General features: G+C 70.2%; 12 protein-coding genes and 1 tRNA gene. 9 read left to right on the plus strand and 4 right to left on the minus strand.

What is annotated here, in order from left to right; genetic code table 11:
* Positions 1 to 117: 117 nt before the first annotated feature.
* A complete protein-coding gene (locus tag AMO33_RS05910) occupies positions 118 to 1,116 on the minus strand; it encodes a zinc-binding alcohol dehydrogenase family protein (protein ID WP_060593318.1) in 999 nt (332 codons plus the stop codon).
* Positions 1,117 to 1,415: 299 nt separating this feature from the next.
* A complete protein-coding gene (locus tag AMO33_RS05915; protein WP_050768039.1) occupies positions 1,416 to 1,919 on the minus strand; it encodes a GNAT family N-acetyltransferase in 504 nt (167 codons plus the stop codon).
* 294 nt (positions 1,920 to 2,213) lie between these two features.
* Here AMO33_RS05915 and AMO33_RS05920 point away from each other — a divergent pair, with 294 nt between their 5' ends.
* Positions 2,214 to 2,693, plus strand: a complete 480-nt coding sequence (locus AMO33_RS05920; protein WP_060591079.1) for a DinB family protein — start codon at positions 2,214 to 2,216, stop codon at positions 2,691 to 2,693.
* A gap of 282 nt (positions 2,694 to 2,975) precedes the next feature.
* Here AMO33_RS05920 and AMO33_RS05925 read toward each other — a convergent pair whose 3' ends face one another.
* Positions 2,976 to 3,410 carry a DoxX family protein gene (locus AMO33_RS05925; protein WP_060591081.1) on the minus strand — a complete coding sequence of 145 codons (435 nt, stop codon included), beginning with the start codon at positions 3,408 to 3,410 and terminating at the stop codon, positions 2,976 to 2,978.
* A gap of 384 nt (positions 3,411 to 3,794) precedes the next feature.
* Between AMO33_RS05925 and AMO33_RS05930 the strand changes: the two genes are divergently transcribed.
* Together AMO33_RS05930 and AMO33_RS05935 are read left to right on the plus strand one after the other, a co-directional pair.
* A tRNA-Leu gene (locus AMO33_RS05930) sits at positions 3,795 to 3,879 on the plus strand.
* A gap of 301 nt (positions 3,880 to 4,180) precedes the next feature.
* Positions 4,181 to 5,485, plus strand: a complete 1,305-nt coding sequence (locus tag AMO33_RS05935; protein ID WP_060593319.1) for a DUF1254 domain-containing protein — start codon at positions 4,181 to 4,183, stop codon at positions 5,483 to 5,485.
* 18 nt (positions 5,486 to 5,503) lie between these two features.
* On the opposite strand, the gene AMO33_RS05940 is transcribed toward AMO33_RS05935, so the two are convergent.
* Positions 5,504 to 6,460, minus strand: coding sequence for a LysR family transcriptional regulator (locus AMO33_RS05940; RefSeq protein ID WP_060591084.1), 957 nt, complete (start codon positions 6,458 to 6,460; stop codon positions 5,504 to 5,506).
* A 100-nt stretch (positions 6,461 to 6,560) separates the two neighbouring features.
* On the opposite strand from AMO33_RS05940, the gene AMO33_RS05945 reads away from it, so the two are divergent.
* From AMO33_RS05945 to AMO33_RS05970, 6 genes are all read left to right on the plus strand, one after another.
* On the plus strand, positions 6,561 to 7,937 hold the full coding sequence (locus AMO33_RS05945; protein ID WP_060591085.1) for an MFS transporter: 1,377 nt from the start codon (positions 6,561 to 6,563) through the stop codon (positions 7,935 to 7,937).
* Positions 7,934 to 8,686 carry a 3-hydroxybutyrate dehydrogenase gene (locus AMO33_RS05950; RefSeq protein WP_060591087.1) on the plus strand — a complete coding sequence of 251 codons (753 nt, stop codon included), beginning with the start codon at positions 7,934 to 7,936 and terminating at the stop codon, positions 8,684 to 8,686. Before AMO33_RS05945 ends, AMO33_RS05950 begins: the two co-directional genes overlap by 4 nt.
* Positions 8,683 to 10,662 carry an acetoacetate--CoA ligase gene (locus tag AMO33_RS05955; RefSeq protein WP_082668709.1) on the plus strand — a complete coding sequence of 660 codons (1,980 nt, stop codon included), beginning with the start codon at positions 8,683 to 8,685 and terminating at the stop codon, positions 10,660 to 10,662. Before AMO33_RS05950 ends, AMO33_RS05955 begins: the two co-directional genes overlap by 4 nt.
* Positions 10,663 to 10,745: 83 nt before the next feature.
* Complete coding sequence (locus tag AMO33_RS05960; RefSeq protein WP_107103088.1) at positions 10,746 to 11,636, plus strand: SDR family NAD(P)-dependent oxidoreductase; 891 nt, start codon at positions 10,746 to 10,748, stop codon at positions 11,634 to 11,636.
* A gap of 1 nt (position 11,637) precedes the next feature.
* On the plus strand, positions 11,638 to 12,555 hold the full coding sequence (locus AMO33_RS05965; protein ID WP_011209395.1) for a ferritin family protein: 918 nt from the start codon (positions 11,638 to 11,640) through the stop codon (positions 12,553 to 12,555).
* Complete coding sequence (locus AMO33_RS05970; RefSeq protein ID WP_011209394.1) at positions 12,552 to 14,069, plus strand: flavin-containing monooxygenase; 1,518 nt, start codon at positions 12,552 to 12,554, stop codon at positions 14,067 to 14,069. The genes AMO33_RS05965 and AMO33_RS05970 overlap by 4 nt, the downstream gene beginning before the upstream one ends.
* The last annotated feature ends 30 nt before the right edge of the window (positions 14,070 to 14,099 follow it).

Here is a 14,099-nt window from a genome sequence, read left to right on the forward strand (position 1 = left end):
CGCTGCGCCGCATCCACCTACTCGACCCGCTTCCCGCCCGTCCTGCTCCCGGGCCGCCCCCATGCCATCACGCCCCCACTCCCCCAGCACAGTGCCGAAGGTCCTCAGCCGGACCCGCTAGGGCACCAGCACGGCCGCGCCGTCGAAACGGCCCGCGGCCAGATCCGCCAAGGCTCGATCGGCGTGGTCGAGGGGGTAGCGGTGGGTGGTCACCCGCAACCGGTGCTGCCCGGCCACCGCCAGGAATTCCCTGGCCTGAGCGCGCGTGTTCGCGGTGACGCTGCGGATCTGCCGCTCCCGGAACAGATGCCGCTGATAGTTCAACGGCGGCACATCCGTCAGGTGGATGCCCGCCACCGCCAGTGTGCCGCCCGCGTCCAGCGCCTCCAGCGCCGGCGGCACCAGCTCCCCGGCCGGTGCGAACAGGATCGCCGCGTCCAGCGGCTCCGGCGGCGGGTCGGTCGCCCCGTGCACCGAGGCCGCCCCCAGCGCCGCCGCCAGCTCCCTGGCCGCCGCGCCTCGCGTCATCACGTGCACTCGCGCACCCTGGGCGAGCGCCACCTGTGCGGTCAGATGCGCACTGCCGCCGAACCCGTAGATCCCCAGCACCCCGCCCTCGGGCAGCTGCGCGCGCAGCAGCGCGTGATAGCCGATGATGCCCGCGCACAGCAGCGGCGCCAACTCCTCGTCGGCGTATCCCGTCGGCAACGTCAGGGCGTAATCGGCAGGCACGGTGGCGTATTCGGCGTACCCGCCGTCATCGTCCCACCCCGTGTACCGCGAGTGCGGGCACAGGTTCTCGGCCCCGCGCCGACAGTACCGGCACACCCCGCAGGTATGCCGCAACCACGGAATCCCCACCCGGGACCCGACCGGAAACCGCTGCTCCCCCGCCGGCGCGGCCACGACCTCCGCGACCACCTCGTGCCCCGGCGTCACCCCGGCCCGGTGCACCGGCAGGTCCCCCTCCACCACATGCAGGTCGGTCCGGCACACCCCACACGCCGCCACCCGCACCAGCAACTCCCCCTCCCCCGGCCGCGGCACCTCCTCCCGTTCGCACCGCAGCGCCCCGGGCCCCACCGGCCCCGGTTCGACCACCCGCCACACCCGCATCCGTTCGACCGCACCCACGGCAGCCTCCGTCCCGCTCGGTGTCCCGTCAGCTGTCGATCCTAGGACCGCGGCGACGCCACGCTCAGGGCACGACGCGCAGGCGCAGCCCCCGTGGTGGCGGACGTGACAGTCCCAGACGGAGCCACGCAGGTCCGCGGAGTCACCATGCCATCAGGTAGGTTTTCGACGAATATCGATGCGGCACAGAGCAACTCGCGGCGAGGCGTCGCCGACGAGATGGACGGATGCATCCGTCGCCGCCGACGCGAGCGACCCGTCCACCGCGGGCCGCTGCGGCGCTATCGGGTGAGATCGAGCTCCCAGCGCCACACCGGCCCCTCATCCGGGTCCATCGTCTCGCCCGTCTGCGCGAATCCGCAGCGTCGCAGCACCGCGGTGGACGGGTTCTCCTGGGCGAGGGTGTGCGCGATCACCGTCCGCACACCCCGCTCCCGAGCCGCCTCGATCCAGGCGCGAGCCGCCGCCGTGGCGTGCCCGCGACCCCGCTCGGAGGGCGCCACGCTGTAGCCGATCTCCACCACCCCGTCGCGCGGCGGCCCGGTGAAACCGCCCAACCCGACGACCCGGGCAGTCGCGGTGTCGACGATCAAATGGCTGTACCACTGCGGCGCCGTCCCCGCCCGCAGCGTCTCGAGGGTCTGCGCGACAGCTTCCGGAAAGGCCAGGTAACCCTCGACCAACGCCAGCCCGAAACGTTGCTCGAAGTCGGCGGGCGAGTCCAACAGACGCGCATGCTCGAGCGTCACCGGCACCACCACGGTGCCCTCCCGGATCTCGGCCATCCGCACTCCCATTCTCCGAAGACCACGTCATCGAACACCACCGGGCTCTGGCGCGCACCGGATTTTCGTTCGCGAGCAACCCCGGGCCACCAAACAGCAGGTGCTAGATTGAACAGCAGCCGCTCGCACCCACATTCAGGATGGGTCGCAGGTCTCAGCGGCCCGTCTCGCTTCCCTCACGAAGCACACGCACACTTCGGCGGCGGTTCTTCCCCCGCCCTCCGTGTCGAAACCCCACCCACAGTTCGGTCGATCCGGCGTGCGCCGGGCCGACCGAGGAAGGACAGCCCTGCGATGACCACTCGACTGCATGCTCCCGGCACCGAGCGAGAACTCCTCGAGACCATGCTCGACCGGGCGCGCCGCGACCTCGTCGACACCGTGCGCGGCCTGTCCGAAGCCGACGCCAGGCGCAGGCTCGTGCCGTCACTGACGACCCCGATAGCACTGATCAAACACGCCACCTTCGCCGAGCGAATGTGGTTCCAGCGCACGCTCGGACAACTCGCCGACGCCGACTGTGACGGCCCGCTGTGGCCGCACGGCGGCTTCGAGGTGGGCGATGACGAGACCGTGCCGCAGGTGATCGCCGAATTCGAACGCGCGAGCGCCCGAGCCCGCGCCATCGCCGGCCCGATCGCCTTGGACGAGACCCGCGAGCACCCCCGCATGGGTGTGGTCAACCTGCGCTGGATCTACGTGTTCATGACCGCCGAATTCGCCAGACACGCCGGACACGGGGACATCCTGCGCGAACAGATCACGGCCCGCTGACCGAATCCCGCCGGGCGTCCCGGACCCGGCCCGACGGTCGGGCGTATCGGCCGAATCTCGTCCGGCCCCGACACCGGCGGCGTGGCCGTCGTCGGCTGGGAGGCGGCCGGTACGCCTCACCCCGACAGAGAGCGGCCGCCCGGTGCGGCACCCGAAGGCAGGTGCCGCGAACCGGACGGCCGCGGATCGAACAGCCGCCAACCCGACAGGCGATCGATCCCGGAAACGCGCTGATCGGCGATCGGTGGATCCACCGATCGCCGATCAGCGCTCAGGAAGGTGTCATCGCGAGAACGCGGTGCGCAGGGCGGTGAGGCCGGCGCGGCGCTCGTAGGCGATCCAGGCGAAGATCCCGGCGAGGACCAGGGGGAAGATCGCCATCGCGGGCTTGTCGGCGATGAAGGCCTGCGTCCCGGCGGCCAGCACGGTGAGCACACTCAGCCCCACGGCGGCCAGGGCGGTCAGCCGGGGCACCATCAGGCCGATCCCGCCGGCGACCTCCGCCAGCCCGATGAAGATGAGCAGCCCGAACGGCAGGGTCAGATTCTCGGGAGCGTTCTCGACCAACGCGTTCGGCATGACCAGCTTCGGTCCGCCGGAGGCGATGATGAAGAACAGACCGAGCACGACCTGCAAGGTCCACAGGACCCGATTGCGGATCGTGCCGGGGCGGCGGGCGGCGTCGGTGGCGAAGCTGGTGGCGGTGGTGGTGGTCATGTTCCTGTCCTTCTAGTCGGTCGCGCCGGGTTGGTGGCGCGTTCACCAGGTAGGACGGAGCACCCTCGGAGAAGTCATCGCTGCCCGGGAGAAATTTTCTCCGAACCGGTTGTGCTGGGTCGGCCGGCCTACCGGAGCGACCGCGCGGCCATTCCATCGCTCCCTGGTCACCGACCGCCAGGACAACTCGCCGTCCCTCCCGAAGAGCCCGGGCTCGTCGGCGCTGACCGGCATCCGGGAGCAGGCCCGCCCGGCCGACCCCCTCGCATCGTCCACGAGCGCAAGACCACACCACTGACCAGGCAAAATGTCATCACCGGCACCTACGCCGACCCGCGATTTGGTCCCCGCCCCGGACATCCGATAACCTTGCTGGGCACACCGGTCCGGGTGGCGGAATGGCAGACGCGCTAGCTTGAGGTGCTAGTGCCCGTTATAGGGCGTGGGGGTTCAAGTCCCCCTCCGGACACTGTCACGCATCCTCTGCCAATTTGCAGAGGATGCGTTCTTTTTGGGACCCTGAGATGGTCCGGAGCCCGAGCGTCCCCTCAACCGGAAGCGCTTCGTCGCCGGGTGCAGGGCGCCACGCGAGCGGCACGCCGGTCGGCGCCTTTCGCCGGCCCGCCACCTCACCCCGACTGTGTGAAGTGCCGCCACCGGGGAACCGGCAGCATGGCACTCGTGACCAGCGGCGCGGGGTCCGGCGGGAGGCGGATCGGACGCGACGTTCCGGAACGGCACGATTCCCGACCGACTGCGAGGTGACCGCGGTGAGCATCCTGTCCGATGATCTGCGAACCCTGAGCTACGAGGGAACGCTGTATTTCTATCCCCTGGTGACGATGGATATCAGCCGTCGCCAGCAGACCGGTGCGGTGGCGGGTTCGCGGCCGGGGTTCGGGCCGCCGAATCAGTTCCATCACATGCGCGAGTTCCCACCGGCGGATTTCCGCGCGGTGGTGCGGCCCAACTTCGACACGCTGTATTCGATCGCCTGGCTGGATCTGACCGCGGGGCCGGTGTTGGTGCACACCCCGGATACCGGCGACCGCTACTACATGCTGCCGATGCTGGACATGTGGACCGATGTGTTCGCCAGTCCGGGCAAACGCACCACCGGGACCGGCGCGGCGGATTTCGTGGTCACCGCGCCCGGGTACCGGGGGCCGGTGCCCGACGGCGCCACGGTGATTCCGGCGCCGACCCCGTTCGCGTGGATCATCGGCCGGACCCAGACCAACGGGCCCGGCGACTACGCCACCGTGCACGCCATCCAGGACGGATTCCGGATCACCCCGGTCGGTGCGGCGGCCGATCGCCCCACCGACCCGGTCGACGCGACTACCGAGCCGCTCACCCTGGTCCACGAGATGAGCGCCCTGGACTACTTCGTCCACGCCGCCGAGGTGCTGGCGACCGTCCCGCCGCATCTGACCGATCAGCCGATTCTCGCGCGCCTGGCGCGGCTCGGCATCGTCGCGGGTGAGTCCTTCGACGCCGACCGCTTCTCCCCCGCCGAACGCGCCGAGATCGAGGCGGGCCGCGCCGACGCCTTCGAGGCGATGCACGCCGCGGTCACCGCGCTGGGCAGCAAGGTCAACGGCTGGGCCAACCATGTCGAGACGATGGGCGTGTACGGGAACTTCTATCTCAAGCGGGCGGTGATCACCATGGTGGGGCTGGGCGCCAACCCGCCCGAGGACGCGGTGTATCCGCTGCTGCTCACCGACGCCGACGGCGATCCGGTCACCGGCGAGCACGACTATGTGCTGCACTTCGACAAGAGCGAGTTGCCGCCGGTGGCGGCGTTCTGGTCGGTGACCATGTACGACGAGCAGGGTTTCCAGGTGGCCAACGAGCTGAACCGGTTCGCTCTCGGCGACCGCGATCCGCTGTCCTACAACGCCGACGGGTCGCTGGATCTGTACCTTCAGCACACCCATCCAGGCGCGGACCGGGAATCGAACTGGCTGCCTGCCCCGCGCGGGCCGCTCGGGGTGACGATGCGCCTGTACGCCCCGCACCGCGAGGTGCTGGACGGCCGGTGGCAGCCGCCGCCGCTGCGCAAGATGTGAACTCCCGACGGCAGGAGTTCAGTTCACCGCGGCGGACGCGCCGAGCAGTGCGCGCCGTTCGGCCCGCACCCGTGCCCGCAGCGCATCGACGAGCACCGCCACTTCCGGGCGGCGCAGCGTTTCCGGCCGGGCGACCAGCCAATAGGTGAGCCGGATGGCGACCGCGTCCGGCAGCACGCGCACCAGGTCCGGGTGGCGGTCGGCCATGAAGCACGGCAGCAGGCCGAGTCCGGCGCCGGCGCGGGTGGCTTCGACGTGGACGAAAACATTGGTGGAGGAGACGGATTCGCGCATGGCGGGCACGACGTTGGGGGCCAGGTCCAGGTCGTCGACCTGCAGCATGGATTCGATGAAGTACACCAGCGGGTGCCCGGCCAGGTCGGCCACCGACTCGGGGGTGCCGTGCTCGGCGAAGTAGGCCGGGGTGCCGTAGAGGCCGATGACGTAGTCGCCGAGGGGTGTGGCGCGGGCGCGGCGCACGCGTGGTTCGCCGACGACCACCTCGAGGTCGAGCCCGGAGCGTTGTTCGGAGGCCCGCCGGGTGGTCGCGATGATCTCCACTTCGATGCGCGGGTGCCGGTGGCGGACCTCGGCGACCGCGGGGGCGGCGAGGTAGGCGCTGAATCCGTCGGTGGCCGACATCCGCACCACCCCTTCCAGCGTCCGCTCGCCGCGGGAGTTGGGGGCGATCGAGCGCACCGCCGCCTCGATCGCCTCGGCCGCGCCGAGCGCCTCCCGCCCCAGGTCGGTCAACTCCCAGCCGCCCGCGCCGCGGCTGAGCACGCGCCCGCCGAGCGCGTGCTCGAGGGCGGTGATGCGGCGGGAGACGGTGGTGTGGTTGAGGCCGAGTTCGTCACCGGCGTAGGTGAAACGGCCGGTGCGGGCGACCGCCAGCAGCACGAGGAGGTCGTCGGGGCTGGGGTACGCGGCGGGCACATCTGCATTCTTGCAGAGCTGGGGTGCGGAATTCGCCATTGATCGGGCAGTAGGTGTGCACGAATACTCGACTTCCAGCCAGAGTGTGTGCGCCGCATCACAACCAACGGGGATGCGGTCGGTGTGAAGGAGAGATGTGATGAGCGTCGGCACAGCGGGGCCGGGCACCGAGCCCGCCGCCCCCACCGGACTGCGGCGGGTGGTGGCCGCCTCCATGGCGGGCACGGTGGTCGAGTGGTACGAGTTCTTCCTCTACGGCACCGCGGCCACCCTGGTGTTCAACAAGGTGTTCTTCGCCCAGGGCACCAGTGATCTCGACGCGATCCTGGCCGCCTTCGTCACCTACGCCGTCGGTTTCGCGGCCCGCCCGCTGGGCGGTGTGGTGTTCGGCCACTTCGGCGACAAGTACGGGCGCAAGAAGCTGCTGCAACTGAGCCTGCTGCTCGTCGGCGCGGCGACCTTCCTGATGGGCTGCCTGCCGACGTTCGGTCAGGTGGGCTACCTGGCGCCCACGCTGCTGGTGACGTTGCGGTTCATCCAGGGTTTCGCGGTGGGCGGCGAATGGGGCGGCGCGGTACTGCTGGTGGCCGAGCACAGCCCGGACCGCAGCCGCGCGTTCTGGGCGTCGTGGCCGCAGGCGGCGGTGCCGGTGGGCAACATGCTCGCCACGGTGGTGCTGCTGTTCCTGACCTCGACCCTCTCGGATGCGGCGTTCCTGTCGTGGGGCTGGCGGGTGGCCTTCTGGCTGTCGGCGGTGGTGGTGTTCATCGGCTACTACGTGCGCACCAAGATCACCGACGCGCCGATCTTCCTGGCCGCCCAGCAGCAGGCCGAACAGGAGAAGGCCACCGGGTTCAGCGCCGTCGAGGTGTTCAAGCGCTACCCGCGCGGCGTGCTCACCGCGATGGGGCTGCGCTTCGGCGAGAACATCATGTACTACCTGGTCGTCACCTTCTCCATCACGTACCTGAAGGTGCACGTGGGGGCGGATACCACGGTGATCCTGTGGTGGCTGCTGGCCGCGCACGCGGTGCATTTCGCGATCATCCCGCTGGTCGGCCGGCTCAGCGACCGCTACGGGCGCAGGCCCGTCTACCTGGTCGGCGCGGTCACCGCGGGCACCTGGGGCTTCTTCGCCTTCCCGATGATGGACAGCGGCCACAACGCGGTGATCCTGTCCGCCGTGATCCTGGGGTTGGTGTTCCACGCGTTCATGTACTCGGCGCAACCGGCGATCATGGCCGAGATGTTCCCGACCCGGATGCGGTACTCGGGGGTGTCCCTGGGCTATCAGGTGACCTCGATCGTGGCCGGTTCGCTGGCGCCGATCATCGCGGTGCGCTTGCTCGACACCTACCAGTCCGCGGTGCCGATCGCGATCTACCTGGCGTTGGCCTGCGCGATCACGGCGGTGGCCGTGCTGTTCGCCCGGGAGACCAAGGGCGCGAACCTGGCCGAACTCGACAGCGCGGACGCCCGTGAGCTCGCCGGTGCGGCCAAGGCGGTGCGCGCATGAGTGGCATCGACCTGACCGGGCGCACCGCGCTGGTCACCGGCGCCGCGGGCGGGATCGGCGCGGCCTGCGCCCGCGAACTCGCCCGGCGCGGGGCCGCGGTCACCGTCGCCGATGTGGACGGACCGGGCGCCAAGGCCGTCGCTGACGAGATCGGCGGCACCGCATGGGAAGTCGACCTGCTCGACGTGGCGGCACTCGAGGACCTGCGCCTCGAGGTCGACATCCTGGTCAACAACGCCGGGGTCCAGACCGTCAGCCCGATCACCGAGTTCCCGCCGCAACGGTTCCGCACCATGCTCGCGCTCATGGTGGAGGCGCCGTTCCTGCTGATCCGCGCGGCACTGCCGCACATGTACGCGCAACGGTACGGGCGGATCGTCAACATCTCCTCGGTACACGGGATCCGGGCCTCGGCCTACAAATCCGCCTATGTGACCGCCAAACACGCACTGGAGGGATTGTCGAAGGTGACCGCGCTCGAGGGCGGCCCACACGGGGTGACCAGCAACTGCGTCAACCCCGGATACGTGCGAACGCCGTTGGTGGACAAGCAGATCGCCGAGCAGGCCGCCGCGCACGGCATTCCCGAACAGGACGTGGTGGAGCAGGTCCTGCTCACCGAGAGCGCGGTGAAACGCCTCGTCGAGCCCGCGGAGGTGGCCTCGCTGGTGGCCTGGCTCACCGGCGACGCGGCGGGCATGGTGACCGGAGCCAGTTACACGATGGACGGCGGGTGGAGCGCGCGATGACCGACATGCTCACCGAAACCGGTGTGCCGCAATGGACGCCCACCCCCGAGACCATCGAGAACGCGCGGATCACGCAATTCGCGCGGTTCGTCCACGACCGCTACGGGGTCGCGACCGAGGGTTACCACGACCTGTGGCGGTGGTCGGTCGAGGACATCCCGGCCTTCTGGCGAGCCGTCTGGGAGTACTTCGACCTCGGGGCGGCGCCCGAGCGCATCGTCGACGGGCAGATGCCGGCCGCGCGATGGTTCCCCGGCGCCCGCATCAACTACGTCGAGCAGGTGGTGCGGCAGGCCCGCCCGGACCGGCCCGCGATCGTCGCGCTGTCCGAAGACGAGGCGCCGCGCGAATACTCCTGGCACGAACTGCTCTCCGACACCGCAGCGTTCGCGACGACTTTGCGGCGGTTGGGCGTGCGGCAGGGCGATCGGGTGGCCGGCTACCTGCCGAACATCGCCGAGGCGGTGGTGGCGTTCCTGGCCACGGCCAGCCTGGGCGCCATCTGGAGTGTCTGCGGGCAGGACAACACCGGTCGCGCCGCGGCCGACCGGCTCGGGCAACTCGAACCGGTCGTGCTCGTGACCGCCGACGGCTACCGCTACGGCGGCCGGAGCCACGACCGCCGCGCCGACATCGAGGCGCTGCGCGCGGCCCTGCCCACCGTGACCGCCACCGTGGTGGTGTCCCGGTTGGGCCACCCGGTGCCGGACGCCGTCGGCTGGGCCGAGGCGATCTCGACGGCGCGGGAGCCGCTCGCGGTGGAACCGGTGGCCTTCGACCACCCGCTGTGGGTGCTGTTCTCCTCCGGCACCACCGGCAAGCCGAAAGGCATCGTGCACGGGCACGGCGGTGTGCTGCTCGAACACCTCAAGGCCGTCGGGCTGCACTCCGACATCGGCCCCGACGACACCTTCTGGTGGTACACCACGCCCAGCTGGATGATGTGGAACTACCAGGTCGGCGGCCTGCTCGTCGGCGCGACGGTGGTCTGCTACGACGGTAGTCCCGCCCACGGCGCGGCCGACGGCCTCTTCGCGCTCGCCGCGCGGCTGGGCTGCACGGTGCTGGGCACCAGTCCCGGGTATCTGCTGGCCTGCATCAAGGCCGGGGCGGTGCCCGCCCGCGATCACGACCTGTCCCGGGTGCGGATGATCGGGGTGACGGGCGCGCCGCTGCCCTCCTCGACCGGACTGTGGCTGCGCGACAACGTGGGCGCCGACATCCCGGTCTCCTCCATCAGCGGCGGCACCGACATCGTCTCGGCGTTCGCCGGTGGCACCCCGACCGTGCCGGTGTGGCCGGGCGAGCTGTCGGCGCCGTTCCTGGGCGTCGCGCTCGACGCCTACGATCCGGACGGCCGGCCGGTGCGCGGGGAGGTGGGCGAGCTCGTGGTGACCGCGCCGATGCCGTCGATGCCCGTCGAGTTCTGGCGGGACTCGGACCGATCCCGGTATCGCGCAGCGTATTTCGACACCTACCCCGGCATCTGGCGGCACGGTGACTGGATCACCCTGACCCCGCACGGCAGCGTGATCGTGCACGGCCGATCCGATGCCACGTTGAACCGCAACGGGATCCGGATGGGCAGTGGCGACATCTACCAGGCGGTCGAAGCCCTGCCCGAGATCGCCGAGGCGCTCGTCGTCGGCGTCGAACAACCCGACGGCGGCTACTGGATGCCGCTGTTCGTGGTCACCGCGTCCGGAATCACGCTCACCGACGAGCTGCGGACGCGGATCACCGAGGCCGTTCGGACCGCGCTCTCCCCTCGGCACGTGCCCGACGTGATCCTGCAGGCCCCGGCGATTCCGCACACCCGCAACGGCAAGAAGCTGGAGATCCCCGTCAAGCGGCTGTTGCAGGGGGCCGATCCGGCGCAGGTCGTCGATCCCACGGCGGTGGACGACGCGGAACTGCTCGCCTGGTTCGCCGCCCAGCGACCGGAGGCGGGACGGCACGAATCCCGGCGCGCGTGACCCGGCCCCGGGGGTCGCAATAGTCAGCGAGCGATGCGCCATTGACAAATGGCGCATTGCTCGCTGATGCTGTGATGGTGAGAATGTCCCCGCTGGCCGCCCTGCTCGGCCACGACCGACGCAGCCACGACGCCCGGGCAGTGGTGACCGGCGCGGGCAGCGGAATCGGCCGCGCCTTCGCCCTCGAGGTGGCCGCCCGCGGCGGGCGGGTGGTGTGTGCCGACATCGACAAGGAACGCGCCGAGCAGACCGTGCGCCTGATCGAACAGCGCCACGGCCGCCGCGCGCACGCGCTGTTCTGCGACGTCGCCCGCCGCGAGGACGTGCAGGCGCTGGTCGACTACGCCGAAGAGGTCTTCGCCGGGCCACCCACGCTGGTGGTCAACAACGCCGGAGTCGGCATCGGCGGAAAGACCGTGGGCGACATCGGCTTAGACGACTGGGACTGGGCGCTGGGCATCAACCTGTGGGGGGTGATGCACGGGTGCGAGATCTTCACCCCGCGGCTGCGGGCCGCCGGGCGCGGCGGCATCGTCAACGTCGCCTCCGCCGCCGGATTCGCCGCCGCCCCGCGGATGGGCGTCTACAACACCGCCAAAGCCGCGGTGGTCTCGCTGTCGGAAACCATGGCCGCCGAACTGGCGGGCAGCGGCGTGGCGGTGACCGTGCTGTGCCCGACCTTCGTCACGACCAACGTCGTCGCCGACGGGCGCATCACCGGCGGCTCCTCCCGGCTGGCCGAGACGGCGATGCGGCTGACCGGGGTGTCCCCCGAACGGGTGGCCGCCGAGACCCTCGACGCGCTGGATCGCGGTCGCCTCTACGTCCTGCCGCAACTGGACGCCCGGCTGATCTGGTTGCTCAAACGCACCCTGCCCACCCCGTATGCCACCGTCCTCGGCCTGCTCAACCGCCTTCTCCCGCAGGAGAACCCGCGCCGGCCGGTGACGTCCACCGAGACGACAGGAGCCTGAGATGGCTTTCGACTTCGACGCCATGCTGGCCAAGATCAAAGCCCGCCAGTGGGCGCTGGCCGACATCGACTGGGACGCGCCGGGGGCCGAGACGATCGACCCCGACCTGCACGCCAGACTCGCGCCGTTCATGGCGGATCTGATGTGGATCGAGAACGTCGGTGCGCGCGGATTCGCCGCCATGGCCAAGAAGGCGCCCACCGACACCCTGAAAGAGATCTACCGTTACTTCCACGCCGAGGAACAGCGCCACGCCAACGCCGAACTCGCGCTGATGCGCCGGTGGGGCATGCTCGACGGCGACGAGATCCCCGAACCGAACATCAACGTCAAACTCGTCATCGACTTCCTGGACAAACACTCCGACGGATTGTCGCTGTCGATCCTGGGCACGGTCATCCCCATGCTCGAGGTCGCTCTCGACGGCGCGCTGATCAAGTTCGTCACCGACGAGATCGCCGACCCGGTGGCGCAGGAGGTGTTCAAACGCATCAACGCCGACGAATCCCGGCACCTGGCCACCGATTACGCGGTCATGGAGCTGCTCGGCCACGCCACCGCGCGCAAGCTCGCCATCGATTTCGTGGGCAGCTGGGCCAATCCCGCGCTGATCGTCGGGGCGTTGAGCTACTTCCCGCTGCTGAACAAGATGCGCGACAACATCGTGGAGATGGGCGTCTCCGAAGACCGCCTCTACGCCGCGATGGCCCGGTTCAAGGCCGTCGGCCAGCGCGCGCCGATCGTGAACCGGCTGCCGATGTACCAGGTCGTCAAACTGCACAGTGATTGGGTGATCGACCGCAGCCACCCCTACCACCTGCTCGCCGACGGCCTGGTGAAGGTCACCGGCCGCATCCCCGGCCGGTTCTTCAGCCGCCCGACCTGGTCGAAGAGCCTGACCTACGAGCCGGTCGCATGAGCGGGGCACAGCGGCCGCTGGACGTGGCCGTCATCGGCGCGGGCTTCGCCGGACTCGGCGCCGCCATCCGGCTGCGCCGCCGCGGAATCACCGACATCGCGATTCTCGAACGCGACACCCGCGTCGGCGGCACCTGGCGCGACAACACCTACCCCGGCGCCGCCTGCGACATCCCCTCCCGGCTGTACTCCTACAGTTTCGCGCCCAATCCGGACTGGTCGCGCACCTATTCCGGCAGCGCGGAGATCCTCGGCTACATCGAGGCGATGGTCGAGCGCTTCGGATTGCGCCGGCACCTGCGGTTCGGGCACAACGTCACCGGACTGGTGTACGACGAGTCCGCCGGGGAGTGGTCGATCACCGTCGACGGGCACGAGCGGCCGCTGCGGGCGCGTGCGGTGGTGCTGGCCTCGGGTCCGCTGTCGAACGCGGGGCTGCCCGACATCGACGGCATCGACACCTTCGAGGGGCACATGATGCACAGTGCCCGCTGGGACCACGACTACGACGTCACCGGCAAGCGGGTCGCGGTGGTCGGCACCGGGGCCAGCGCCGTGCAGATCATCCCCGAACTGGTCGACCGCGCCGCCGCCGTCACCGTCTACCAGCGGACACCGGGCTGGGTGCTGCCGCGGGTCGACCGCGGCACCGGTGAGCTCACCCGCGCGCTCTACCGACGAATCCCGTTCACCCAGAAGCTCGCTCGCGAGGCCTGGTTCTGGGGTCACGAATCGGTCGCGCTGGGCGTGGTCTGGAACAGTCCGCTGACCAAGGTCGTGGAACAGGTCTCCCGGCTGCACCTGCGCGCCCAGGTGCGCGACCCGTGGTTGCGCAGGCAACTCACCCCCGAGTTCCGTGCCGGATGCAAACGCCTGCTGATGAGCAACGACTACTATCCCGCACTCCAGGCGCCGAACTGCGAGCTGATCACCTGGCCGATCGTGCGGATCGTCCCCGGCGGCATCCGCACCGCCGAGGGCATCGAGCACCGCGCCGACTGCATCGTCTTCGCCACCGGATTCGAGGTGTCCAAGTCCGGTGCGCCCATCCCCGTCACCGGGCGCGACGGACGCAGCCTCGACGAGGAATGGCGGCGCGGACCGTACGCCTACAAGAGCGTCGCCGTCGCCGGATACCCCAACCTCTTCCTCACCTTCGGACCCAATTCCGGCCCCGGGCACAACTCGGCACTGGTGTACATGGAGGCACAGATCGACTACATCGCGCGCGCCGTCGACCTGCTGCTCACCCGCGACCTGCACAGCCTCGAGGTCGACCGGCACCGCCAGGACCGCTACAACGCCGCACTGCAACGCCGCCTCGCCGCCACGACCTGGAACTCCGGCTGCCGCAGCTGGTATCTCACCGAGGACGGCTTCAACGCCACCATGTACCCCGGCTTCGGCACCCAGTACGTGCGGCAGCTGGCCCGGCTCGACCTCGACGACTGGATCGTGACACCGCGGGCGAACACACCCGCGGTCACCGGGGCCGCCCTGTCGTCGCTTGGCTAGGGTTGAGACCGGCAGCCGCTACCCGGGCGC

The sequence above is a fragment of the Nocardia farcinica genome (assembly GCF_001182745.1).
GTDB classification, from domain to species: Bacteria; Actinomycetota; Actinomycetes; order Mycobacteriales; family Mycobacteriaceae; genus Nocardia; species Nocardia farcinica.

Bases quoted from the DNA above. Each gene is read 5' to 3' on its own strand.
- AMO33_RS05910 (WP_060593318.1), bottom strand. From the start codon at position 1,116: ATGCGGGTGTGGCGGGTGGTCGAACCGGGGCCGGTGGGGCCCGGGGCG.
- AMO33_RS05915 (WP_050768039.1), bottom strand. From the start codon at position 1,919: ATGGCCGAGATCCGGGAGGGCACCGTGGTGGTGCCGGTGACGCTCGAG.
- AMO33_RS05920 (WP_060591079.1), top strand. From the start codon at position 2,214: ATGACCACTCGACTGCATGCTCCCGGCACCGAGCGAGAACTCCTCGAG.
- AMO33_RS05925 (WP_060591081.1), bottom strand. From the start codon at position 3,410: ATGACCACCACCACCGCCACCAGCTTCGCCACCGACGCCGCCCGCCGC.
- AMO33_RS05940 (WP_060591084.1), bottom strand. From the start codon at position 6,460: ATGGCGAATTCCGCACCCCAGCTCTGCAAGAATGCAGATGTGCCCGCC.
- AMO33_RS05945 (WP_060591085.1), top strand. From the start codon at position 6,561: ATGAGCGTCGGCACAGCGGGGCCGGGCACCGAGCCCGCCGCCCCCACC.
- AMO33_RS05950 (WP_060591087.1), top strand. From the start codon at position 7,934: ATGAGTGGCATCGACCTGACCGGGCGCACCGCGCTGGTCACCGGCGCC.
- AMO33_RS05955 (WP_082668709.1), top strand. From the start codon at position 8,683: ATGACCGACATGCTCACCGAAACCGGTGTGCCGCAATGGACGCCCACC.
- AMO33_RS05960 (WP_107103088.1), top strand. From the start codon at position 10,746: ATGTCCCCGCTGGCCGCCCTGCTCGGCCACGACCGACGCAGCCACGAC.
- AMO33_RS05965 (WP_011209395.1), top strand. From the start codon at position 11,638: ATGGCTTTCGACTTCGACGCCATGCTGGCCAAGATCAAAGCCCGCCAG.
- AMO33_RS05970 (WP_011209394.1), top strand. From the start codon at position 12,552: ATGAGCGGGGCACAGCGGCCGCTGGACGTGGCCGTCATCGGCGCGGGC.